Source organism: Prevotella sp. AM42-24, from assembly GCF_003461825.1.
Taxonomy (GTDB): domain Bacteria; phylum Bacteroidota; class Bacteroidia; order Bacteroidales; family Bacteroidaceae; genus Prevotella; species Prevotella hominis.
The window spans coordinates 31718-55869 of sequence record NZ_QTXV01000019.1 but is presented as its reverse complement, the minus strand read 5'-3'; the positions used below and the strand labels follow the sequence as shown (position 1 = coordinate 55869).

Below are 24152 nucleotides of genomic sequence, written 5' to 3'. Positions count from 1 at the left end.
AGTTACATCACCAACCTTGACGGCGAGGTGGTGCAGCATATTGAGTATGTGCCTTTCGGTGAAGTCTTTGTTGAGGAACGCAACAACATTTGGAATACACCTTATCTTTTCAATGCGAAGGAATTCGATGAGGAGACAGGATTGTATTACTATGGGGCGAGGTACTATGATCCGAGGTTGAGTCTTTGGCTTTCTATAGATTCCCAAGAGGAAAAATATTCCAATGTGTCAACGTATTGTTATGTTATTTCTAATCCGCTGAAATATACAGATCCTACAGGTATGGAAATTGATATGACAAAAGTTCGTTTGGCTGATGAACAACTTAAATTGTCAACAACTCAGTCTGTAATAAAAGATTTGGCTTCTCAAACGGGATTACAACTCAGTTTGGACAAGGATAACAAGTTGCAATATGCTAAAAATGATGAAGGAAAACCTATTGTTAATAAGATTACCAACAAAAAAGGAAAAGAAATAGATGCAGGAAGTAAAACTGCAAGGAATTTCTTGATAAAAATGATTGACAACAAAACCGAGATAGAAGTATCCTATCATGCTAAACGTACTGTTACATCTGGAACTCAAATAGGTCTCAGTTTTGAGCAAATCAGTAACATGGTTAAAGGTGCTGTTGGTGTAGATGGCAATACGCTTGGTTTTGGCATGACCTTCTTACATGAACTTCATCATACAACAATAGGTGGAGACTATCATGATTCTACAGAACTTTTTGGAACTGGACCAGTTGTTGATAACATGAATATAATCCGCAATGAACTCAACAAACAAGGGTTTAATTATGGAGAAAGGTTAAATTATAAAGCGATCCATACAAAAGAAGGTAATATTATTCCTTTTAATGAATCGGCTTTAACTTCGTTGAAGTACAATAGTTCCATGGGGAAAAAGGCTCATTATATTAAAACAAAATGAGAATCATTATGAGAATATTCTTTTTGATGTGCATTTTGGGGGCTTCTTTGACGATAGCAGCTCAGAATATCATTTATGGTAATAAAAATGAGCAGAGAGCTATAAATATGGCATTTGATATTCTGCAAGTTTATTACCATTCAAAAGAACTGTGTGTTTCAGATTCGATTTATGATCTTGATTGGGATATTTTTTCAGATATGGTTGATACTCAGACCAAACAAATTCTCTGGTCTTATCGAATAGAGAAAAAATTTATTTGGAACGCTCCAACATATTCTGAAGCTTTATTATCTATATTCGGTCCTGAAACTTGTGATTCTTGTATGTATATAGCAAATTTTTCGGAGCCATATAAAGGAATGATAAGATGCGACATCCTACCAAAAGATAAAATGGTTGGCATTTATGGATCGCCTGTTATTTCGGCTTTTCTATTTAAATACAATAATAGAGGAGAAATTTATCAGAGCTATAAAGCTGAAGTCAATATAGACTAATTAAAATTCTTTCAAAAAGGGATTGTGTGAAATGGCACAGTCCCTTTTTATAAGATATTATACAAAGGTCTTTGTATGCCCAATTGTATGATTGCAACCCTCTCCATCTTCATCGCATTCCCATAAAGGTCTTTATTCCATAAAAGTTGTTATAAATGCTGCGAAAATTCTTGATTGTGACATTCCAACCGTAACTTTGCCAGTTCAAACAAATTAAATCATATCAAAATGTAGTAGAATTATAAAAAATCAGCAACAAAATTGAACGCAAGGAACAGACCGGGCATGTCTGCCGATGGATGGCTTTTGGCATCACGATTGTCACCGTCGTCGTAGGATGTACCAGTGTAATCGGCCTATTTGAATGGCGCGACAGAAGCAGGATGGAGAGCAGGATTGCAGAGAGGCACCTTTGGCGGAAAAGCATATATGACTTGAACATGCATGTCGCCAAATAGTCCCTGCTTGGTGAGACAATAGAAAAACATTGACAGACATATTATTGTGCGTTTTCTGATTAATACTGCAATTCAATATAATAAATTCAATAGCCAGTCGTTCTTTAGTTATAACATAAAAGCAAAACAATATGAACTATATTTGTGGTTGGGGAATATTAGCGTCTATAACAGGAATTGCAATAATGTTTTCAGTTATTAAGTTTAATTCAGTTTAAAATATCAACATAAAAGTTCTTCGTATCTGCATTTTTAGTACTTTTGCAAATGGAAAGAAAGAGGCTGTATACCTCCGCAATATGTATAACATTTAAAAAAGGAGAAAACTTGAGTTTTTCTTTCCTATGGCTAAGGCTTTAAAAACTATAGTTACCAAGTCATGCAAGGATAGCAGAAAATTTTCTCAAGCGGACTCATTGCATTATTATGAAACTAAAGTTTATAATTATTATAGCATTATCCATTTCGAATAATATGGCATTTGCTCAAGAATGGAATTTAACAGGAAGACTATTTGATAAAGCTGCAGGCTCTTTACCGTTGGAAGCCACGGAAATAATAGTAAGTCATCTTGATGGAGAAACTATCTCCAGTGGTTTTTCTGATAATCAAGGAAAGTTTACATTCTCTCTACCGTCAGGAAAGTTTGTCGTCAGATACAGACAATTAGGTGATATATTAAAAGCTGACACCATTGACGTACACAACAATGTTGATTTGGGCGATATCATGTTGACTGTGAAGGAGCACACACTGAATGAGGTGATGATTACCTCTCAGCGCAGACTATTTAGCCAGAAAGCTGGCAAACTTGTTTATCTTGTTCAAAACAGTCCCTTTGCCAGTGGTTTCAATATGCGAGATATGCTCCATAATATTCCTCGTATAGATCCGACAAGTGATGAAATAAAGATTATTGGCAAAAACGGTGTAGTTGTTTTGGTTAATGGTCATCGCATTAACTTAGATGGTAAAGATTTGGATATGTACCTACGCACCTTACCATCTGAAAATGTAAGCAAAATAGAACTTGTAACCAATCCTTCTGCCGAATTTGATGCAGAAGGCAATTGCGGAGTAATCAATATTATTCTAAAGAGTAAGCCTGTGGGGTTTGATGGGAATGTCCACACGGTGTTAACACAACGCTCTCACTTTAGCGCAGAAGAAGGAATTGGACTGTCTTTTTCCTCAGGCAATTTTTCTGTTGAATACAAAATAAATAATTCCAATGAAAAGCGCCGCCAAATAGTACAGAATACTTATTCTTATCCTGACTATATGCGCTTTACGACCGACAATACTTTAAATAGGTATGACATACTAGGTCAGAATCTAAATAGCAATTACCAATTAGGCGATTTGAATTTGGGATTTTTTGCAACATTAAATAATTCTCGCAGTAAAGCTCACCAAATGGGGCAGATGACTTTCAATGCAGACGCATGTCCATCGAATTCTTATTCCGAGTCGAATCACGATAAATACCGTTTGGAGACAATCTCCCCCTATGTGGACTGGAAACTTGATAGCTTAGGCAAAAAAGTAACGGTAAATTACAACTATATCCATGTCATTGACAAAATTAATCAGAATTTTGATTCGAGTACAGCACACAACTTCTCGAACAGCAATAATGATTATAGCTATATCGTCAATACCCTGAGCGCAGATTTAAACCTTCCGTTTACTTGGCTAAATTTTGAGTTAGGTGGAAAATATTCCCATTTCAGGACCAATAACGTCTCTGAGTTTGGAAGTAGAAATGGTTTTTTATATAAAGAAACGGTATCAGCCTTCTATGCAGATGTCAATCGAATGTTTGGTTCTTTTTACGCCAAAGCTGGTTTACGATATGAACACACCAATGATGATGGAATAACATTAGAAGGGCTGTCCGTTTCTAATAAATATGATCACTGGTTCCCATTTGCAGAAATCTCATACAATCCTTCAGATAATCATTCCTTTGCCTTAAGCTACAGCAAACGTATTGACAGACCTTCTATGAATGATATGAATCCTACACGTGTTTTTCGTAACACCTACACATACACCGAAGGTAACGATAGACTTACACCATCGGTCATGGACAATTTGGAGTTTAACTATGTGTTTAAAGGAAATTTCTCTTTTAACCTGTATTATTATCACACATCTGATGCCATACAGAATCTGACTCAGGTAGTGGATGACTTGTTCACCAAGTATTCTCCAAAGAATTGTCTTACCATTAATACTTTTGGTACAGATGCTAGTTATAATTTCTCATTTGGAAAATTCAATTTGTATTCAAGTGTATCTATGTTCTACGTTAAAGCAAAATCTTACGTTGACGAGCTGGATGACAAAGATTTGCGAAGTCTGAATACATCTTTTTCTGCCAATTTAAGTTACCGTTACAAAGTTTTGAACTTTTATGCGAACTATTATCATGTGCTTCCAGGAATAGAAGAATCCTTTCACACTGGAAACATCGATTGTGTCGGCTTAGGATGCAAGATTGATATTATTAAGAACAAACTTCTTTTGAATATACAAGCCCAAGACATCTTTAGTGGTACTAAGAGCAATAACAGAACTGAATATAAAGATTATGTCTTTAGAAACAGAATAAACAATGACAACACCTCATTCCGTGTGGGATTGACTTATAATTTCGGCAAGCAAAAAGCTAAAAAGGCAGATATAAACATCAGCAACAATGAAACTAATCGCTTGCCTGATATAAAGAAATAAGAAAATGAAAATTATACAAAGTTTTTGGACCGGCAACAAGAATAGTCTGACCGATAGTTATGGATGGCTTTTACCTATATTCAACTATCTTTAAGTAGTGTAACGTGATAGAAAATCATACAATTAGCGGCTATGTTCTACAAACAAATTACAGATAAAGAATCTCTTAAAATACGCAACGACATTTTTATAAAGGATGTTGTTCCAATCCTTGCTAAAAAGGGTTTTATTAAATCACCATTCTATACATCTTGTTTTGGCAGGACTGGCAACAATGGTATTTATATTTATGATATGTGTCGTTTACGCCAATGCAATTTTTGGGAATTTGTTACGACCAAAATAAGCAGTCGTGATAGATACATAAAAATCTATGTTAATACATTCGCGTTACATCCCAAAATAAAAGAAAAATATTCACTGAGTGAGATCGATGTCACTAAATATAATATATATCCCATTTCGACAAATTGTATGCAAAATACCATTACTCCGACACCGCCAAACTCTTTGAAGACCATGGATAAAAAAAAGGAGTGTGGAGGGTATTTCTTCTAAAAAAGTTGTATTTTTGTGGCAGTTTCTTCTAAAAAAGTTGTATTTTTGTGGCAGTTTTTTCTAAAAAAGTTGTATTTTTGTGGCAGTTCTACAATGATTAAGTAAAATCGCAAAAAAGATTATGATTAAGCATTTCTATTTCATATTGCTGTCTCTTCTTGTCAGTTGTTCTTCAACAGGCATTAAACTGGTTGATGAATACTATATATATCCTCCAGACGAATACTATAATTCATATTACTTGAAATGCAAATTATCAAGCGATAATGACCCAATAATAGATAGCGTGCATATAGTTTATTGGAATGATTCAACCATAATAATTGAACGAAAAGCGAAACATGATAATTGGATTATTAATGCTTTCGATAATAATTTAAAATGTTGCAATAACGATTCCGTAGTTGGACCCGTTTCTACATCATATATAAAGGTATTTATGGAAAATAAAAAGTTCAAAAAACTTGTTTTTGAATAGCGTATTAAAATAAGGAGGAGAGCAGTGGATATTCATCCTGAAAAAGTTGCATTTTCCATGTAATATTCAAAGAGGTTGTGCGTTTTATAATAAAAACCATTAAATATATAACAAATGAAAAAGAGACTATTTGCAACCATGTTGCTTTTTACTTGCATTTTGTCTTTAGCTTCATGCAGCAAAGACGATGGTGATTGGGATGCCATGAAATGGGAAAAGAACAATTATGAAGAAGCACTGACACCAAGTTTTGGCAAGGCTATTGGCGTGCCAAAGTCTGGCGGTACATATACTTTCAAATGCAAGAATTACAAGAATTTTTGGATTGAATACGTTAATGAGTCGGTGGGTGATAAAACCATTAAAAACGTTCCTTCGTATGATGACAAACCTTATTCCGAAGTTAAAGGCAGCTATACATCTTCAAAGGTGGAAGGAAATACGCTCACTGTTACATTTGCGCCAAACGAAACACAGGATGGACGTTATGTTCGTGTAGCCGTTTCTGCAGGTGATATTTTTGACAAAATCATGTTTGTGCAGAAACCAGAATAAACAATTTGTCTTTTCCCCAACCCAAATGCTTCCGTACTTTCGTAGTATGGAAGCATTTTTCAATTTATCGCTACCCACAGATTGGCAGTCACTATCTGACAGCCAACTCCAATATTTCTTCACACAGCTCTCGGACGATCTGCTAATGGAAGAAATACTCACTCTCTGTCTGTTCAAATGGGCAGACCTAAGAGTGTTATACAAGACGCATGACGGCAGCTATCTCGTGAAGCGTAGACACAAGCAAAAGCAGGAGGCTACGCTCACTATCAGACAAGTACAAGTAGCCACGGCATCATTGGACTTCCTACGACAATTTGCTCCGTTGCCAGTTCGCATCTCCAAAATCAGAAGAGCCACTGCCGACATCACCAAAGAGGAAGCGGTGCTCTCGATGGACACATGGCGAGCACTCACAGAACTCGACGCTAAGGCTAAAGAAGTAGAAGACACCAAACGACAAACGAAATGACAAAAGGACAACTAATATTATTGGACGAAGAAGGACATCCATCACTCTTTGCTCCTATAATGATAGCCTCGCTTTAGACATGTGCGCAATTGGAACGTGATAATACCTCATTCCGATTGCAATCAGGAAGGAAGCGGTATATAGAGAAAGGTGGAAAACTCGGACGCAAGATAGGCTCTGTAAAAACGGAAGAACAGATGAAAGCCGAATATAGGGAAGTAATAAGTCTGCTCCGCAAGGGGTATTCCATTCGGGATGTGGCAAAGTTGAGTGGTTAAGGGGTAAGTACCGTACAACGAGTGAAGCGATTAATAAGAGTGCAATCACCGCAATAATACTATTGATTTTACGTTCTTTTCAAAGAAAGGGTTTGTGTGATAGTGGTTTAAAGGCTAAAAGCACTACCTTTGCGGCTGGCAGCTTTCGGCTGCCAGCCTAAACTCTACAATTTTTAACGGACTATTTTATGAAAAATGTAATGAAATTTAGCGGGCTTGGAGTATTGTTTCTTGTACTTGTTTTATTGTATCTTAGATACGATAAAACTGGGTATTATTATGGAGTAGAGTGTAGTTTTTATAATAAAAATATGCCATATGGATTAACACCAAAAATCAATTTTGATTATCCTCAGAGCTTTTGTTTACTTGATGAAGACGGCTTTGAGTTAGTGGGTATTGGTTTTAGATACAAACAAAGCAGTTTTAGAATAAAGAATTTTTTAGGTTATGCTTATAATGATACTTCTGTATTACTGAAATGTACTGACAGTTTGAATAACATAAAATATTTAGTATCGTATGAAACAGGTTATAATAGAAACAAAGGACATCCTGACATATCATTTAAAGATATAGACAACGATGAATACAATAAGATTAAAGACAATTACCAATGTATTGAAAATGATGAGGAGAAAGCAAATACAATACGATTTATTAAGTTTTTGTACATAGTTGGAATCTTGCTATTACTTTTTATTATCGTTAGGAAACTATTAAGGTTTACGTGAATTATCCAATTGAGGAGATTCTGTTAAGAGTGTATCAAAAAAAATATTTGAAAAACTTACAATTTGTAATTTACATAGAGTATAAAATAAACTGTGTCAGGCTATAATAATTATAGTTTAACACAGTTTATTTACGTTTTACCCTTTTCTCTTTTTTAGAATGTAGTTTTTCCTAACCACTTTTTTTAGGTTCGTTGCCAAACGAGTCTATCAGAATAATACAGTTGCCATCCCTCACCTTATAAAAGATGTTGTCACCGCTTGAAGGACGAACAAGCATCAGGACATTGTTATCAAGCACTTGGAAAGTACCCTTTAACTTTTCCTGTTCATTCTGCTTTTCTTTGAATGTCCGTATCAACAAATAGGTACCATCAGCATTTAACGTGAGTGTCGTTTCAACATTAGGTGGTAACACACCGCAATATGTCCTAACATTTGTGGTTAAAGCTACAATTCAATGCAATAAATTCAATAGCCTATCGTTCTTTAGTTATAACATAAAAGCAAAACAATATGAACTATATTTGTGGTTGGGGAATATTAGCGTCTATAACAGGAATTGCAATAATGTTTTCAGTTATTAAGCACAGAAAGTCGGTAAGTGCCATAAAAAATGGCACTTACTTGATTTTTTCAATTTTGATGATATGCTTAGGAATAACAACCATCTTATTTAAAAGATATGATAGTATTTGTGCAATATCCTTTGGTATTACATTCCTAAATATCACATACAAAGACAGGCGTAATTTCCCACCGAGTTTTACAATAAACTATATTAATTATCTTCAAGGATATGTTGTTGGTTTTGTGTCTATAATGTATGCTTTGTTTAGAATTTTTGAATAAATAATCAAGTAATATGTCAATACAATTAATCTTATTTACTACAGCTTCTTGCATAGCTTTCTATCTTTACTTTTGGTCGGAATCATTGCAAATATTTCCGACTGCAAAGGTAAGGCTTTTATCTCATAAAGCCATGCCCGTACACTATATTTTATAAATTATTATACAAATATCATCTCGGAATTTGTATGTCAAGTTAACGAGAGTGTTAGCTAAACTGTGTCATGCTATCACTGTTATAGTTTAATGCAGTTTATTTGCATTTTGTTCAGTATAGTTTTCCCACTTCTACACTCGGCAACAAGTAGCAGAAATCATCAAATTTCTGGGTGAACCATAAAAAATCACCCTGGGAGGGAATGCATACAACACACTATGCATATCCCTTCCAGGGTGAGTTTAATGTTATAACTCGCTCTAAATTGGACTTTTTTACATGAAATCTCAAACTTGTGAACATAACCCCATCATAAAATGAATATATACCTTTCCGAGACAAGCATATAGTGTTTTCATTTGTAAAATGATGTAATCCTAAGCAATAAACTTTATCAATCTTCGTTCTTTTATTATAACACCAAAATAAGAACATATGTATGTATCATCAAGACAAGAATATAAACCTCCTGTAAAATCAATAGGAAAAGTCAAAGAATATTCACATTTTGCTTCTTTGAAGTATTGCAACGGTGCTGAGACCTTCTACACCGTAAGTTATCATGCTTACATACCTTTACTAAAATTTAACAATATTGTTATGAACAAAATAATAAAAATATTATCAAGTATAATTTGTTTTTTTTGCTTCGTCATTCATGATTGGATCGATTATTTTAATAATTTTTTGTTTTTTTTGCCAAATCTTCCAGAATCATTTATATCTGAAAAAAAGTGGGAAAAAATATTACGCAAATTAATTAAAAAATCATAACATTATGAATATGAAATAACCAGTCTTTTTAGGAGATATTGATTAGGGCACGAAAAAGTGGAGTCATAGATAAAATCATATAGAATAAAGATGAAGGAATTAGTGGGTATTATATTATTGTCAGTTTTGGTAGTATTTGGTTCATGCAACTCCAATACCAATGTGTCTCTTGTGGGAACATCTCCGCAACTATTTGATGTATGCCAAGTAAGCACAGGTAATCCTGACTATAGAAATAAAGAGTTGTTTATAAACGAATTGAAAAGAAAATGTAAATATCCTATTGAGTTTCAAAAAAATAATTTGGAGGCATACGTTGCTATTGAATACAAGACAGACCAACGAGGATATATTGTAAAAAAAAGAGTGGTTATTTGCGACAATAAAAAATTCAAAAAGACAACAATGGAAACATTCAATCAAGTTAAAACTCTCAAAATAGCCACAACAGAGAAAATAGATACAATCTACTTCCAATACAAGATACAAGGTTCACCAACTTTAATCCATTCAAAAGTAGATGTAAAGATTATCGGCTATGGCTACAATAATAAATCAATTTTAATGAAGTAACTCGGTTTATCATAATTCACTACTGTCCTATAAAAAAGGCAATTCAAATACACGTTCTTCTTCAAGTGGGAATGGTTTTGGTTCTTTTGGAAGTGGAAGCAATAGTAGTAGTCAGGATTTTAATAGATGATTGTTTATGAAGAAACTGTTAATAATAAAGCCAAAACAAAATAGGTTAGTGATAGTGACCTTTGTAATTTTCATTTTTGTCTAACATAAAAAATAATGAGTATGAAAATTAATTTTATTTTTTTGCTAGGATGCATGATTGCATGTTTATTGTTTCTTTCTTGCTCTGTTGGGGATAAAAGTAATAGTCAAGTAACGGAAGCAAGTGCTTTAACTAGTAATGTGCAAGAGAATAAATCCGAGCAAGAGACCAAAACAGCAAAAGAGGCCAACTCTGTACAAGGAAACCTTGGCTTGGAACTCTCGCAGACGCATTTTACGAATAAACCTCAAGTTGTTACGTTGACTATAACCAACAATTCACCATGGACTTGTATCGTTGGTTATGAGTACTTTATCGAGAAGGAAAATAAAGGTTGGAAAAAGATTCCATTGAAGAATGCTGCCTTTATAGAGATAGGTCTTGGCATCCGACCAAACACTGCCAGAAAATTTCAAATTGATCTGGGCAATGTACGTCAGAAATATACGAAAGGGACATATCGCATTGGGAAGAAAATGAGAATAGAGACAACAGAAGGCTACAGAGATACAACGGGTTACTGCTCGTTCAACGTCTTATAATTAATGCCACTTTGCGCACTAAAAGGTGTGTGAAGTGGCATTGTTGTTTATATTTGTTAGTCAGGCAAAAAATCTTGTCATTTACGTAAATTCTATTCAAAAGTAAACTCTATGGGGAGTTTTTTATTATGGTTCTACAAGAATTAGTGTGTTAACTAAACTGTGTCATGCTAATTTTCTTTTTAATTTCATTCGCTTCTTTAAATAGGCTATTAGCAATGCTATCTTTAATTGCTGCCATCTGTATCATTTCGTTATGATAGCGAATTGAGTATTTACACGAGTTCTCACATTCTCAATAACTTCTTTATTTGGGCATACAGAAAAGTTCTTTTCAATGTAATGAATCAAATAGAATAAAAATGCAGGTAAACCGTAAAAAAGTAAGTGAAAATGTTGTTTTAGCGTTATTATGCAAAGTGTAAGCACGTATAACATTGCTTAATGTAATTTAAACATCCTCCTAAAATTATGTTGTTTCAAAAAGTATTTATACCTTTACACTCGGAATGCAAAAAGAGGCAAATAATTGCAGTTTGCTTTCGTTTGGGTGAAATTAAAAAGATAACTTAAAAAGATAAAATATGGCCAACAAGATATTTCTTTTAGGATTATTTCTGCTTTCTGTTGCCAACGTGAAAGCTCAAACTCTGACGCAAACGGATTCGCTCACAATGGAGACAATGTTGCACAATCTTCCAGAAGTGATGGTAAAGGGTTCTCGCCCCATTGTCAAGGCAGAGCGGGGTATGCTGTCGTACAATATGCCGCTACTCTTAAAACAATTGCCTGCCGACAACGCTTACGAGGCATTGACACGCATACCAGGTGTCAGCGATGCCACAGGCAGCATATCCTTCTCTGGCAATGAAGTAACGTTGATTATCAACGGACAAGCCACCACATTGACGCAGGAACAACTGACAGAGCGTCTGAAGGCAATGCCTGCCGCACAGTTGGCAAAAGCCGAAGTGCTGCTGTCTGCCCCTGCTCGCTATCATGTGCGTGGCATGGCTATCAACATCGTCACGAAAGACTACGCCGGTACCAATCAGCTTTCTGGACAAATCATTGGTGGCATGCGGCAAAACAAATACGCCAATGAGTTTGGTAATTTATATCTTTCCTTGCAAAGAGGCAAGTTTGGACTTGACGCACAATATAAATATGTAAACGGCAATTCCTACGGTGAGTCTTCACGCATAGCCAATCATCCACTTGGCAACAATCGTATACACTATAATGATGAAACTGGGCAGAAGTCGTTTGGCATTACACACGACTACCGACTGGGGATGAACTATGCCTTTGGCAAGAACCATCGTCTCGACGTAGCCTATACAGGACGATGGAACAAGACAAACTCAAACAGCCGCACGACAGGTTCAAGCATAAGCGGAATGCATCGTGACAGTCATGAATATCTGCACAATGTGGATGTTAACTACGCGCTTCCTTTCGGACTAACCCTTAGCGGTTCGTACACTTACTATCGCACGCCTCAGCAACAAGCCCTCGATGGTACGATAACTACGGAAAACAAAAATGAAACTGAACGCAACCTGACAAGCGGCAGCGAGCAGACCATCAACAAATGGATGTTCACAGCCGACCAAACCCATTCCTTGGCACACGGCTGGGGATTGTCGTATGGTGTGAAAGGGCAATTCACAAGCAACAAGAGTTATCAGACCACAATAGACAAGGATGGGAGCGTTTTGCCCGATGGGACAAGCAGCGTGGACCTCAACGAGCGTATATGGAACATATATGCAGGTTTCAGCAAGCAGATAAACAAGGCTATTAGTCTTGAAGCATCTGTTGCTGCCGAGCAATATCACTCTCCCATATGGGATAAATGGCGCGTATATCCTACGCTCAATGCTTTGTGGAACGTCAACGACAACCATTTGCTCAATCTATCATTCAGTTCCAACTCTGAGTTCCCGAGTTATTGGTCCACTATGAGCAATGTGTTCTACTCGTCCACCTACACCGAGATACATGGCAATCCCGATTTGAAACCCTTCTCTTATTATAATGTCAATCTGATGTGGCAGATAAAGCGACGTTATACGCTTATGGCTTTTGCAAGTCTGAAACCTGATTATTCTGTGCAGTTGCCATATCAAACCACAGACCGCATGGCAGTGATAATGAAGGAAACCAACTTCGACTATTCCAATAGCTTTGGATTGCAAGCATCAGCCATATTCAGTGCAGGCAAATGGCTCAACGGCAACGTGTTTGCAGTAGGAACCTACAAGCACGACAAGAGCAGCCACTTCTTCGACTTGCCGTTCAATCGCAAGAAACTGTCGGTTAGACTTGGAGGCACGGCATCCGTAAAACTATGCAGCACGCAGGACTTGCGTCTCATTCTTAATCCGTTCATTCAGTCAAAGGCAATACAAGGAGTTTACGACATAAGTCCTATCTTCAGAATGAATGCCAAACTGCAATGGTCGTCACATGATGGAAAATGGGGATTGCGCCTTAATGGCAACAACATCTTCAACAATAAATACGATACCCGTTCCGTGCAAGGCAACCAAGACTACCGTATGAAGATCAACTACAGCTGGGCATCTGTCACCTTCGCAGTTATCTATAAGTTTGGTGGCTACAAGGAGAAGAACGTAAAGGCTGTAGATACATCAAGAATGGGACATTAAGACGCAAAGGCAGATAAGATAATGGTAAAAACAAAAAGTGAAATGTTTGTTTCTGCAAACATTGATATGATAAGCACTTTAAATTTGAATTGGAAACAATATGAAAATTAAAACATTATTTAAAACACTTTTTTGTGCAGGGTTAGTTTTATCTCTTGCTTTATATTTGTTATATTTACATGGTAACCATATCGAAAAAACTCAGAAGCCTATTGTAGATTATCAGTATAATGGATATGAAGAAAAACTTAATTATAAACGTTCAAATACAATTTTAATAACATATAAATCAAAGCAATATAAATTGCATACAGGAGATAGAAACTTGAACAAAATAAAGTCAGGAATCTTTCCTAAACTATACTATGCTTCTGAAACGGATTATCTTTTTTTTGAAGGAGATTATTTGCCTGTCGGTTATGCCCAAGCAGCTTTAATTTTCACGTTCATCTTTTCAGGTATCGGAACTTTAATCTGGAGGAAACAACTTGATGATGATATTAGTAAAATGTAAAAGTATCCAAGGACTATATTGTTTATTGAAGCGGAATCTCTCCTAATCCGCCTTTCAATAAAGTATTTGTCTTGTATTATAAAAACTCAACAGCACAATTATTAATTGCAGTTCGACCTCCATATTTTCATTCGATTGTTCAAAGTATTGCATATTTCCTTACCCCTCATTGTCAGATTCTGCACGAGGATGCTTTCTATTGCTCCTGATACAGACACATTAAATTTCATCATACGTTGGGTTAGACATGAAGCATTATCCATCTTATGCATCAAAGGTACTGTACAATAATCAATGGCTATGTAGTTGTTAGAATATATACTAATTAGGCGAAATTGCTCCACATCTTTAAAATAGATTGTTCGATATGTTCTCTTGCGCTGTTCGTAAATGTCAAGCCTATCGTCATGGATTATCAAAAATGGTATATGAGTAGTTATGTTATACAAAGTCATCATAAACATAAGCATTCCGCCACAACCAAAAAACACCATGCTTCCTATACCGCCAAATACTTTTGTTGGCCATGAGGTATTAGCATCATGGAGTATGAAATATCCACCTGCAGCAAAAGCGAAACAACCAACAGTCAGAAGAATATTCTTCCAAAGGCTATGGTATATTCGTATCTCTTTTATATTTTTATCGGTTTGTTTCATCTTTTTATATCGCTTTATTGTGATTACATAAAGTACATTATTTAAGCAACAAAGTTTGTACTTTCTTACTATAATAACGAGTACAAAGTAGCCAAATTAAACAGAAAGTATATTTTGCATTGAAGCGGAATCCCTCCTAATCCGCCTTTCCAGATAAAACCTTTGTGCAAGACTTGGTTTTGTTACAGGAGCCTTGCGAATCAATAATCTACATCTCCGCTTTCAGCTGCTGTATCAGTTCTGCCGACAGCCCCGTTATTTCCATCACAGTCGCTTCATCCATGCCCTTTGTCAGCATCTTCTTGGCAATCTCATGGCTTTTCTTTTCCATTCCTTTTTCCATTCCTTCAGCAATACCTTCACGCTTGGCGGTGTCTACGGAATTCTTGATGTCGCGATACGCTATCTTACTGGCCTCGTACTCCCTCAATTCCTGCGGAGTAAACTTGGCAATCTCGGCTTCCTCAAAGAGGCGGTCGAAGACCTTGTCGCATAACTCCTTAGGGCGCTGGGTAAGCTTATAGAGATTCTTCAGCGCATAGAGCCACTTGTCGTAAAGTGTCTCCAGTTCCTCCAGCGATTTGTTAAACTTGGCTATTTCTACATAGATGAACTCCAGCTTGTCGTAGAATACTTTATGAGTGGCGGTATCGCACAACTGCACACTATGGCGGATTTTTTCCTTTTCGAAGGCTTCCTCGTTCATGTCGAAGTTGAGCAGGGCAGCCTGCTCACGGATAGGGAATGTGGAATAGAACAGGGAGCGATCCTTGAAATATGTCTGATAGGCATTCTGCATTTCTACAATGAACTTCTCGCCGTTTTCGCCCTCGCAATAGACATCGAAGATGGCTTTGCGGTCGGTGTAGACGTCTCCCACATGCTCAGGGTTGAGATACGAAACGTCCTTCACAACCTGTTTGCCATCAAACAAACTGTTGAGAAAACAAATCAGCAAATCCTTGTTTATTGCTGTTCCAAAAATTCGCTTGAAGCCGAAGTCGGTCAGCAAGCTGATATATCTTTCTTCTACCTGTCTCATACGCATTTTTTTATTCCTTTGCAGGGATACGTTTTGATTCCTTTGTCTTGATACGTTTTATTCTTTTGCAAAGATACTCTGAAATTTAGTAACTTCCAAATATTTAGGCTGTTTTTTAGCTAAAATGAGTAAGCGTGCTGGATAATATCAATCATACACCGTACCGACGGCACCGATGCCTTCGATACGCTCTATATCGGCTGCGAGAAGTTCCCACAGCACGATTTATATCCAATTGCTATTGGTGGAGTAAGATAATTGCTAATTTTTGCAGAAAATAAAAAGAAATTCTGTATCTTTGTCGCAATGAAAATAAAAAGAAGTATGAAAAAGATAGTTTTTATTTTACTCATTTTTTGTGGTTTTCTTGTAGTATGGGGATGCAATAAGAATAAAACGAAATGTGTTCCACAGAAAGAAGCAATTTCTGATTCTTCTATGAGAAGTAATGACGACACTCTAAGCCTTATGATAGAGCATGAGGTTGACGATGTTGATTATGGAGTGATTATAAAACGTGGCGACAAGACCATTCATCGCTTCGGATACAAATATCCTGAAGATGATAATCTTGTACCAAATGGAGAACGTATTGATAGTTGTCTGTTGACTGACTTGAATTTTGACGGTATAAAAGAAGATGTGCTGTTTTATTTGGGTAGCTTTGGTGCTTCTGGCACTGAATATTTTGATGCCTGCGTGTGGAATCCTAATACTGAGCATTATGACAAAATTGAAGAATTCAAAGATATTCCAAACCCCAAAATCAGCGACAAATACAAGTGTATTTTTTCAAGAGTGTATGTTTCTTCCGCAGAGAACGAATATGCAAAATATGTATGTACCAATGGACATCTCATTAAGGTTGCCGAATTGAGACAATATTGGAAAGGGAACATTTATCCAGAGCGAGACAGGGCTGTCTATGAAGAGCATTTTATTAAAGCTAATGTTTGGAAGAGAAACTTGAAACTAAATCAAATTAGCGATTTCTGGAAACCGGTCGTACCGTTTTGATTATATCCAATTGGAGTTGGTGGGGTCATATAAAAATAAAAGGAATTATGGGCAAATATCGCTTTCCTCGCATACAGGAGGTTCGGAGGCCATACAATATATACGTTTTAATTCTGATATGTAGGAACAACTTTCTTGTCCCAACATTTTCAATGTTGCAGGAAAGACTATCTGTTCCAAAGAGTCACAGCCATAGTATCTGTTATCAGTCGATTATCAATACTATACGCTCTAAACGGTAGAAAAGTGATTGTGTGGATTCTGTTTAGATACGAAAAGGTAATAATTTAACGTACTTGTTTTGAGTTTCAAGTGGTTGTGGCAGTCGTTGGCTTTAGTTGGCAGTGACAAGTATGTTTCGAGTTACTCGAAACCTTTTGGGTTACTCCCAAAAGAACTTGCCTGTCGGTGATTCGTTCCTCCGTAGTTGGACAATTAAGATGGAAAGCACATATAAAAAAGCATAAAAAGTTTCTGATTTTTCTCATAAATAAATTAGATTTTATATATTTGCGCAAAATTAGAAACAATGACAGAACTATTGAGTATATTATACAAGCTGCGGATATTCACTTTGGATGAACTTTCTGAGGCTCTGAAAGACAAGGTGAAGGCGGTGGAGGCGTTGCTCGCTCGGTACAAGCAACAAGGGTGGATTGTGGCTATACGGCGCAATACCTATTGCATGAAGGATATTGCATCTGGCTTACCTGTTTGCGACAAGTATGAGATAGGAAGCCACTTGTCACCTACAGCTTGCATCAGTTATCACACAGCATTGGAATTTCATGGATTGGCTCATCAACCCTTCAATGAGGTTTTTGTGAAAAGCATGACTCGCTTCAATTCCTTTTCTTTCGACGATGTGGATTATACCTATTGCCGACAAACAAAGGAAATCGTTGGTATGATGACACCCAAGGGAAACCCTTATGTGCGAGTAACGGATGTGGAGAGTACGTTGTTGGATTGCTTTGACCGCATCGACCGAGCTGGTGGTATTGAGGAATTGCTGCATTGCATGGAGGGTATCGTCTTGCTCAATGAGGAAAGGCTCATCGATTATCTCGCAAGGTACGACAAGGCATTCCTGTACCAGAAGACAGGCTATCTGTTGGAGCGAATCAAGGAACAAGCCAACATCTCAGAATCCCTCTTGGAGCTGTGCCGAGCCAAGGGAACCAAAAGCGTCAAGTGGTTGACTAACAACGAAGAGTCGGATACATTTGTAAATAAATGGCGCATGTATGTGCCGCAAGAACTAACATCAAAGGAAGAATATGAACTCATATAACAAACAAGCTCTTGACATCATCGCCAAGGAGCAAGGCTTTATTCGCGACAACCTCGAAAAGGTGATGCGATTGGTGGAGATACTCAACTATTTCCATGACAGTCCTTTGCTGTCTAAATCTCTTGTGCTGAAAGGTGGCACAGCCATCAATCTCACCGTTTTCCAACTGCCAAGACTCTCGGTAGATATAGACCTTGACTTTACGGTGGATTGCGACCGAGAATCCATGCTCTCCATTCGCCAAGAAGTGAATAACGAGATTCTACGCTATATGGAGTCGGAAGGTTATCATCTTGCGCCAGGTTCCAAGACACCGCATACGCTTGACTCATGGGTGTTTCATTATACCAATGCCGCAGGCAACAACGATGGCATCAAGATAGAAATCAACTATTCCGACCGTTGCCATATCCTGCCTGCCATAGAGACTCATGTGTCCATTCCGTTTCTGAGCGATGTGAAGGTACGTTCTCTTTCACCTGTCGAATTGTTTGCCACCAAGATAAACGCCTTGATAGGTAGAAGTGCTGCACGTGACATTTATGATGTCTATAACATGGTGAAGCATCAGCTATTCGTGAGCGATGAAGAGAAAACGTTGCTGGGAAAAGCGACCGTCTTTTATCTGACTGTTGGCTCAAGCAGAAAAGACAACGCTACGCCTACGGAATATACTGACTTTCCGCAGATAGACAAGATCCGTTTTCCGCAGATTCGTTCGCAACTCTTGCCTGTGCTTAGGCGCAGTGAGCATTTTGACTTTGAAAAAGCCAAGACAGAAGTGAAAGATTTTCTCTCAAAGCTATTGGTTCTGACAGAATCAGAGAAAGAATATGTCCGGGAATTCAATGCCAAGAAGTATATTCCAGAATTGCTGTTCGAGGATAAAGAGATGGTCAATAGAATAAAATTTCATCCAATGGCTTTGTGGAAGACAAGGAGTCGTTGAATGTTTTTTCTGTAAATTTTGAAAAAAGTTGTTGTTTTGCTTAGTTTTTTGCTTGTCTCAACTGTATATACAGTATATGGACTATAAAACAGGGAATAGGCTATGAGTAAATATCTGATAAGTTTGATTTTGCTTTCGGTGATAAGTATGGGCGTTTCTGCCCAACGCATTACCCGACAATATAATAATGTGTCATTTTCTGCGGCATTAAAGGATTTGAATGCCAAACAGGATAAGTATGTCATCAACTTTGTGTATGACGAGTTGGAGGATTTCAAGGTGACGAAGAGCATCAAAAATGAAAGTGTTCCAGATGCCATCATGAACTTGATAGGCTTTTATCCTATCAAGATGAAACAAGTGGATAATGTTATTATCGTTGAATGTATCCCAAAGGCTTCTAACAGAATGATGGGACGCATTGTAGACACTCATCATCAACCTGTCGATTTCGCCAATGTCGCTTTGCTCAATGTTAGTGATTCCAGTTTAATCACGGGTGGTGTAACAAATGAGAATGGTCAGTTCGTAATTCCTTGCGAGGTGAAAAAGGCGATTGTGAAAGTGAGTTGTGTGGGCTACAAAACTTATTGTAATGCATATCGTACCGGTGAGGTTGGTGCCATAACCTTGGAGGATGCAACAATTAATCTGCAAAAAGTTATGATTAAAGGTCATCGCAAATACATATCAAGAGAAAATGGTAAACTTACGCTTGACGTTCAAAATTCCAATTTGAAAAATATTGGCAAGGCCACAGATGTTATCAAATATATTCCTGGGATGCTCTATACAAATGGAAAGTATGAGGTGTTTGGTAAGGGTGAGCCTGTCATCTATATAGATGGAAGAAAGCAGACTAATACTTCAGGGTTGTCACTCCTTTCTTCTACCAACGTGAAGTCTGTACAGCTCATAACAAACCCTGGGGCAGAATACGATGCAGAAACAAGGAGTGTCATAAACATCACTACCGTACACCATTCCTTGGATGGACTTTCTGGTATTGTGGGTGCGGAAATCTCCAAACATAAGAATTTGTCTAACAACGAGGAGGTCAACCTCAACATCCACAAGGGAGCTTTGGATGTATTCCTCGCATATCAATATGACAATACGAGAAGTGACATCAGATATGATGTTAACCAGTTCAATTACGAGCAAGATACATTTCATGAGATTTCTGCTTCTGAATATTCCGACCGCTCTCACTCTCATGACTATAATGTTGGTATGAATTATGCCATAAACAAGAATCACACTATCGGCGGAAGATATTTGGGAAGCATCTCCAACTACAAGATGCTCGACTCTCCTTTCGACTATATGCAGACGTACAAGAATGATGAACTGCTGACAGCTGCAGATAACAAGACTGAAGAATCTGAAAAGGAAAGGTTTCACAATGTCAATCTGTATTATATCGGCAAACTAACAGACAACCTACAGCTCAACTTGGATGCCGACTATGTTTATGCTCAACTGAAACATAAGCAACAAGTGAGCGAGACAAGTAGAATAGATGCTGTCTCGGAAATCACGCATATGCAAAACGACCAGCGAAATCGTGCGACTGCACTCAAAGGGGTGTTTGCTTGGAACATGAATAAGAATAATAGGCTTGATTTCGGAACGGATTTCAGTAAAATCAGTTCATGGGGTATGTCTGTAAACGAAGAAGGGAAGATAGCCGATGACCAATTCAAGAATAAGGAAACCAAGTATGCAGGATTTTCCACTTTTCGTTTGTCTGCCTCCAAATGGAAAGGAAGCATCGGGCTTCGCTATGAGTACATTCATGCCATCAACACAGACCAAGGAGAAGTAAAGAACAAGACCAATTATTCGGACTTACTTCCATCCCTTTCTCTTTCCACTATGTTTGGGAGAGTGGGGATGAATCTTGATTTCAGTAGCAGGGTCAACCGTCCTTCGTTTCGTCAGTTGAACAACAGTGTGAGCTACAACAATCAATACCATTATGAGCAAGGCAACATTTATCTGAAACCGCAATACGTGTATGATACAGAGCTTAGTGTGAATTATAGCATATTCGACTTCAAGTTGGATTATCAGTATATCAAGGATTACATCCATCCGACTGTCGTTGCCGTATCCGGCAAACCTGGAACGGTAACTTGGATGTCAACCAATGCCAAGGATTTCCAACAAATAGGAGCGCAATGTGTTGTTTCACCTGTTTTTGGTTGTTGGCGACCTACTTTGACGGTGGGTGTCTATAAACCTTATTTCACGCTATCATATAATGGAGAGCAATTAGACTACAATCATCCATACGGTCTCTTCGCTTTCCAAAATGTAGTGGCACTAAGGAGCGATTGGCTTTTTCTATGTGATTTCTATTGGAACATTAAGGGACATCATGGCATCTACGAGCAAAACGGTTATTCGTCATTCAATATGATGGTACAGAAACAGTTACTTAAAAAGAAATTGACGATAACATTGAAAGCAGAGGACTTGTTTGATAGCTCGAAGTTGAACGATGTAAAGAGGGTTAATTTTGTGGTACAGAACAGAAAGGTGAATAACTTCAATCGCTGCATCATAGCTTCCATTAGTTACAACTTCAATAGTTTCAAAGATAAATACAACGGAAGCGGTTCTGCTGAGGATGAGATTAATCGTTTTTAGAAAAGTATTGGTTTTCAAATCAACCTCTAAAATGCAATACCCAAATTCTGTGTGATGAATATCTCAGGATTTATTAACCGAGATGTTCATCCACAGAATTTTCACTTATCAATATCAATCGTTAAAAAGCATACATTTTATTGTGTATCCAATAAATTGTTGTATTTTTGCAAACGAAAAGAGTTGTTTGACAAGCAAACATATGCACATTGCAGAAATTAGAACCGTTGCTAAATTATTACCTCTATTGAGGTAAAACACTCATAAATCGCTCATTTTAAGCTATTCTGAATATTTGGGCAGAATTTTATGCCAAAAGTTTTGGTAATAGTAGTTAAAGAGTTAAAGGTATTGTCTTTAAAGTACAGAAGAAGGCATATTGATTATAAGTATAAAAACAATAAAAAATCAATAGATGAAAGCATTGTTAGTCATCATAATGAATTTGTGCCTACACGTAACTTATGCACAAAAACCAGATACAACTAAAACATTTATTCAAGGCAAAGAACTTGGTGAAGTTGTTGTAAAATCATCTTATCTTACAAGAGAAGGTGATCATATCCTTGCTATTCCTACAAAAGAGCAACGTAAACATGCTGTAACTGGTTATGACCTGTTGAGCAATCTCATGATTCCTGGAGTGTCTGTCGAGCGTTCGACTGGAAGTGTGACAACTCCCAATGGGGCTGCGACTCTCTATATAGATGGGCGTGAAGTTGATTTTCGAGAGGTACAGTCTTTAAGACCAAAGGACGTTTCTCGAGTGGAATATTTTGATGTGCCGAATGGTAAATATGCAAAAGATGCATATGCTATAAACATAATAATGAAACCACTCAACAATGGTGGCTACACGCAACTTGATGCGTCTCAGAATGTAGGCTATCTCTATGGTGATTACAATCTTATTTCGAAATTTGTCACAGGAACCAAAAGTTTGAACCTTTGGGCTGGATATTCTTTGGAAAATCCAAAATCGTCTATGGACGAGAATGAGACTTTTATTTTCCCTGATTATCAACTGAATAGACTGCAGCATTACAATAATGCTGGCAATAGGCAAACGGAAGAATATGTACAGGCATCAATCAGCAACCGAGGAAGAAAATATATTTGGATGCTTAGAGGTGGTATGGCATGGAATGCCTCAAAAAACGGTGTCAATAATGGAATGACGGAGTATTGGAAAACTGCTGCTGCACTCAAGAACGGTAGCATTTTGGACATTAACACAAGAAACAAATCTTATCGTCCAAGTGTCTATTTTTACGGATTGCACACATTTTCTAACACAAAATCGTTGGATTATGTTTTTGATGGATATTATTCTCGAAACGATTATGACCGTCTCTATAACGATGATAATGTGTCTTTTCGTTCACTTGTCAAGGAAGATTATTATTACATCAAAGCGAATGCAAACTATTCTATGGCGTTCAGTCATAGAAATAGATTGGCTTTCAGTTTATACGAGTTCATGAGAATTAGTGATTCCGAATACATTGGGACTTCTGCATATAATCAAAATTTGCATTCGTCCGAAACCATCCTTTTTGCAGACTATTCCCAACGTTTAGGGAGTTTTTTCTTTGATATTAATCCTGGACTGTCATTTCTAACATATCGTTTAAAGGGGATGAGGTCTATCAATCATCTTACGCCGAGACTTCAGGCAAGGGCTACTTATAGGATTGATAAAGTACAGCAACTTCAATTTATGTTCGCTTTGGGAAACACCTATCCGAGAATAAATACGATTAACAATGTAGAACAGCAGATAGATCCTATCATCATTCTCAAAGGTAATTCTAACATGGATAATTCCATTCTTTTGAATCCACGATTAAGCCACACATTGAATTTTAACAAATTCGCTTTGCAAACGGGAGTGTCATACTTTTACCAGAATCATTCGATTATTTCGGATTACTATATTCGAGACGGGCATCTTATTAGCACTTTTAGAGATGACTGTATCTATCATCGTCCCAGTGCAGATATGTCTATAACTTATAAACCTTCTGGTACACTTAATATGAAGTTATCCGGTCAATGGGTTAAACATTTAGTTCGAGGAGGAGCAGAGCATCGTAATTTGTCTGCATTCTCTGGGACTGCTATGATAAATTACTATGTTCGGGATTTTTCTTTTGGTGCATCCATAGCGTCACCGACAAGAGATTTGATAGACAGCCAAATTAATAGAAAGACATTTTGGCGGTATCAACTATCGGCAATGTGGAATCATGGAAATTGGGCTATCGAAGCTAATGCAAACAATTTATTCATGATGAAGAATAACATTGTAGATGAATTATCTGCATTATATTATTCTTTCAAACAAATAGATCAAAGTCGTAGTTATAATCAGTCTGCAAATCTGAAAATTGTTTATAGTTTTGACTATGGCAAGAAGACATCAAAGTCACCAGATTACAAACATCAAAATAGTGAAAGTGCAATCTTAAAATAAGAAGGCAAAGACATAATCAAGTCATTGGTAACATGTTCATGCGAAATGCAAATT

20 protein-coding genes and 2 pseudogenes are annotated in these 24152 nt (G+C 37.1%); 18 read left to right on the top strand and 4 right to left on the bottom strand.

Annotated features, from left to right (window positions below; translation table 11 throughout):
- From DW917_RS17720 to DW917_RS07870, 8 genes and pseudogenes are all read left to right on the top strand, one after another.
- Positions 1-936 (top strand): RHS repeat domain-containing protein (locus DW917_RS17720; protein ID WP_233524675.1); only part of this gene is annotated, 936 nt, incomplete at its 5' end.
- On the top strand, positions 933-1436 hold the full coding sequence (locus DW917_RS07905) for a hypothetical protein (protein WP_089542656.1): 504 nt from the start codon (positions 933-935) through the stop codon (positions 1434-1436). The genes DW917_RS17720 and DW917_RS07905, both read left to right, overlap by 4 nt.
- Before the next feature lie 932 nt (positions 1437-2368).
- Complete coding sequence (locus tag DW917_RS07900; RefSeq protein ID WP_233524674.1) at positions 2369-4633, top strand: outer membrane beta-barrel family protein; 2265 nt, start codon at positions 2369-2371, stop codon at positions 4631-4633.
- 679 nt (positions 4634-5312) lie between these two features.
- Positions 5313-5669, top strand: a complete 357-nt coding sequence (locus DW917_RS07890) for a hypothetical protein (RefSeq protein WP_118117558.1) — start codon at positions 5313-5315, stop codon at positions 5667-5669.
- Positions 5670-5783: 114 nt separating this feature from the next.
- A complete protein-coding gene (locus DW917_RS07885) occupies positions 5784-6224 on the top strand; it encodes a hypothetical protein (RefSeq protein WP_233524673.1) in 441 nt (146 codons plus the stop codon).
- 46 nt (positions 6225-6270) lie between these two features.
- On the top strand, positions 6271-6696 hold the full coding sequence (locus DW917_RS07880) for a hypothetical protein (RefSeq protein WP_118117556.1): 426 nt from the start codon (positions 6271-6273) through the stop codon (positions 6694-6696).
- 2 nt (positions 6697-6698) lie between these two features.
- Positions 6699-6974: pseudogene (locus tag DW917_RS07875) on the top strand (DNA resolvase); the annotation flags it as partial.
- Positions 6975-7162: 188 nt separating this feature from the next.
- A complete protein-coding gene (locus tag DW917_RS07870) occupies positions 7163-7708 on the top strand; it encodes a hypothetical protein (RefSeq protein ID WP_118117553.1) in 546 nt (181 codons plus the stop codon).
- A gap of 172 nt (positions 7709-7880) precedes the next feature.
- Here the strand turns inward: DW917_RS07870 and DW917_RS07865 are convergent, their stop codons facing one another.
- Positions 7881-8126: a copper resistance protein NlpE N-terminal domain-containing protein gene (locus DW917_RS07865; RefSeq protein ID WP_233524672.1), complete on the bottom strand. Its 246-nt coding sequence runs from the start codon at positions 8124-8126 to the stop codon at positions 7881-7883.
- 98 nt (positions 8127-8224) lie between these two features.
- Here DW917_RS07865 and DW917_RS17070 point away from each other — a divergent pair, with 98 nt between their 5' ends.
- From DW917_RS17070 to DW917_RS07845, 3 genes are all read left to right on the top strand, one after another.
- The gene (locus DW917_RS17070) at positions 8225-8560 is read left to right on the top strand and encodes a hypothetical protein (protein WP_147344143.1); all 336 of its coding nucleotides are present in this window, start codon (positions 8225-8227) and stop codon (positions 8558-8560) included.
- Positions 8561-9581: 1021 nt separating this feature from the next.
- Complete coding sequence (locus DW917_RS07850) at positions 9582-10064, top strand: energy transducer TonB (RefSeq protein WP_118117545.1); 483 nt, start codon at positions 9582-9584, stop codon at positions 10062-10064.
- 225 nt (positions 10065-10289) lie between these two features.
- On the top strand, positions 10290-10817 hold the full coding sequence (locus DW917_RS07845; protein ID WP_118117543.1) for an immunoglobulin-like domain-containing protein: 528 nt from the start codon (positions 10290-10292) through the stop codon (positions 10815-10817).
- 151 nt (positions 10818-10968) lie between these two features.
- Here DW917_RS07845 and DW917_RS18155 read toward each other — a convergent pair.
- Positions 10969-11165: pseudogene (locus DW917_RS18155) on the bottom strand (hypothetical protein); the annotation flags it as partial.
- Between the two features lie 236 nt (positions 11166-11401).
- Between DW917_RS18155 and DW917_RS07835 the strand changes: the two are divergent.
- Positions 11402-13492, top strand: a complete 2091-nt coding sequence (locus DW917_RS07835; RefSeq protein ID WP_118117541.1) for an outer membrane beta-barrel protein — start codon at positions 11402-11404, stop codon at positions 13490-13492.
- A 100-nt stretch (positions 13493-13592) separates the two neighbouring features.
- Positions 13593-14006 carry a hypothetical protein gene (locus DW917_RS07830; protein WP_118117539.1) on the top strand — a complete coding sequence of 138 codons (414 nt, stop codon included), beginning with the start codon at positions 13593-13595 and terminating at the stop codon, positions 14004-14006.
- Positions 14007-14107: 101 nt separating this feature from the next.
- Here the strand turns inward: DW917_RS07830 and DW917_RS07825 are convergent, their stop codons facing one another.
- Positions 14108-14665: an STM3941 family protein gene (locus DW917_RS07825; protein WP_233524671.1), complete on the bottom strand. Its 558-nt coding sequence runs from the start codon at positions 14663-14665 to the stop codon at positions 14108-14110.
- Between the two features lie 208 nt (positions 14666-14873).
- A complete protein-coding gene (locus tag DW917_RS07820) occupies positions 14874-15713 on the bottom strand; it encodes an Rpn family recombination-promoting nuclease/putative transposase (protein WP_118117537.1) in 840 nt (279 codons plus the stop codon).
- Positions 15714-16031: 318 nt separating this feature from the next.
- Here DW917_RS07820 and DW917_RS07815 point away from each other — a divergent pair, with 318 nt between their 5' ends.
- From DW917_RS07815 to DW917_RS07795, 5 genes are all read left to right on the top strand, one after another.
- On the top strand, positions 16032-16724 hold the full coding sequence (locus tag DW917_RS07815) for a hypothetical protein (protein WP_147344142.1): 693 nt from the start codon (positions 16032-16034) through the stop codon (positions 16722-16724).
- Positions 16725-17253: 529 nt separating this feature from the next.
- Entirely contained in the window at positions 17254-18018 is a 765-nt protein-coding gene (locus DW917_RS07810; protein ID WP_147344141.1) for a hypothetical protein, read from the top strand.
- The gene (locus tag DW917_RS07805; protein ID WP_118117531.1) at positions 18005-18967 is read left to right on the top strand and encodes a nucleotidyl transferase AbiEii/AbiGii toxin family protein; all 963 of its coding nucleotides are present in this window, start codon (positions 18005-18007) and stop codon (positions 18965-18967) included. Before DW917_RS07810 ends, DW917_RS07805 begins: the two co-directional genes overlap by 14 nt.
- A 102-nt stretch (positions 18968-19069) precedes the next feature.
- The gene (locus DW917_RS07800; protein WP_118117529.1) at positions 19070-21622 is read left to right on the top strand and encodes an outer membrane beta-barrel protein; all 2553 of its coding nucleotides are present in this window, start codon (positions 19070-19072) and stop codon (positions 21620-21622) included.
- A 415-nt stretch (positions 21623-22037) separates the two neighbouring features.
- The gene (locus DW917_RS07795; protein WP_118117527.1) at positions 22038-24098 is read left to right on the top strand and encodes a hypothetical protein; all 2061 of its coding nucleotides are present in this window, start codon (positions 22038-22040) and stop codon (positions 24096-24098) included.
- The last annotated feature ends 54 nt before the right edge of the window (positions 24099-24152 follow it).

What these genes read in the sequence shown, in the direction of transcription:
- DW917_RS07905 (WP_089542656.1), top strand. Translation starts at nt 933, where the DNA reads ATGAGAATCATTATGAGAATATTCTTTTTGATGTGCATTTTGGGGGCT.
- DW917_RS07900 (WP_233524674.1), top strand. Translation starts at nt 2,369, where the DNA reads ATGGCATTTGCTCAAGAATGGAATTTAACAGGAAGACTATTTGATAAA.
- DW917_RS07890 (WP_118117558.1), top strand. Translation starts at nt 5,313, where the DNA reads ATGATTAAGCATTTCTATTTCATATTGCTGTCTCTTCTTGTCAGTTGT.
- DW917_RS07885 (WP_233524673.1), top strand. Translation starts at nt 5,784, where the DNA reads ATGAAAAAGAGACTATTTGCAACCATGTTGCTTTTTACTTGCATTTTG.
- DW917_RS07880 (WP_118117556.1), top strand. Translation starts at nt 6,271, where the DNA reads ATGGAAGCATTTTTCAATTTATCGCTACCCACAGATTGGCAGTCACTA.
- DW917_RS07870 (WP_118117553.1), top strand. Translation starts at nt 7,163, where the DNA reads ATGAAAAATGTAATGAAATTTAGCGGGCTTGGAGTATTGTTTCTTGTA.
- DW917_RS17070 (WP_147344143.1), top strand. Translation starts at nt 8,225, where the DNA reads ATGAACTATATTTGTGGTTGGGGAATATTAGCGTCTATAACAGGAATT.
- DW917_RS07850 (WP_118117545.1), top strand. Translation starts at nt 9,582, where the DNA reads ATGAAGGAATTAGTGGGTATTATATTATTGTCAGTTTTGGTAGTATTT.
- DW917_RS07845 (WP_118117543.1), top strand. Translation starts at nt 10,290, where the DNA reads ATGAGTATGAAAATTAATTTTATTTTTTTGCTAGGATGCATGATTGCA.
- DW917_RS07835 (WP_118117541.1), top strand. Translation starts at nt 11,402, where the DNA reads ATGGCCAACAAGATATTTCTTTTAGGATTATTTCTGCTTTCTGTTGCC.
- DW917_RS07830 (WP_118117539.1), top strand. Translation starts at nt 13,593, where the DNA reads ATGAAAATTAAAACATTATTTAAAACACTTTTTTGTGCAGGGTTAGTT.
- DW917_RS07825 (WP_233524671.1), bottom strand. Translation starts at nt 14,665, where the DNA reads ATGAAACAAACCGATAAAAATATAAAAGAGATACGAATATACCATAGC.
- DW917_RS07820 (WP_118117537.1), bottom strand. Translation starts at nt 15,713, where the DNA reads ATGCGTATGAGACAGGTAGAAGAAAGATATATCAGCTTGCTGACCGAC.
- DW917_RS07815 (WP_147344142.1), top strand. Translation starts at nt 16,032, where the DNA reads ATGAAAAAGATAGTTTTTATTTTACTCATTTTTTGTGGTTTTCTTGTA.
- DW917_RS07810 (WP_147344141.1), top strand. Translation starts at nt 17,254, where the DNA reads ATGACAGAACTATTGAGTATATTATACAAGCTGCGGATATTCACTTTG.
- DW917_RS07805 (WP_118117531.1), top strand. Translation starts at nt 18,005, where the DNA reads ATGAACTCATATAACAAACAAGCTCTTGACATCATCGCCAAGGAGCAA.
- DW917_RS07800 (WP_118117529.1), top strand. Translation starts at nt 19,070, where the DNA reads ATGAGTAAATATCTGATAAGTTTGATTTTGCTTTCGGTGATAAGTATG.
- DW917_RS07795 (WP_118117527.1), top strand. Translation starts at nt 22,038, where the DNA reads ATGAAAGCATTGTTAGTCATCATAATGAATTTGTGCCTACACGTAACT.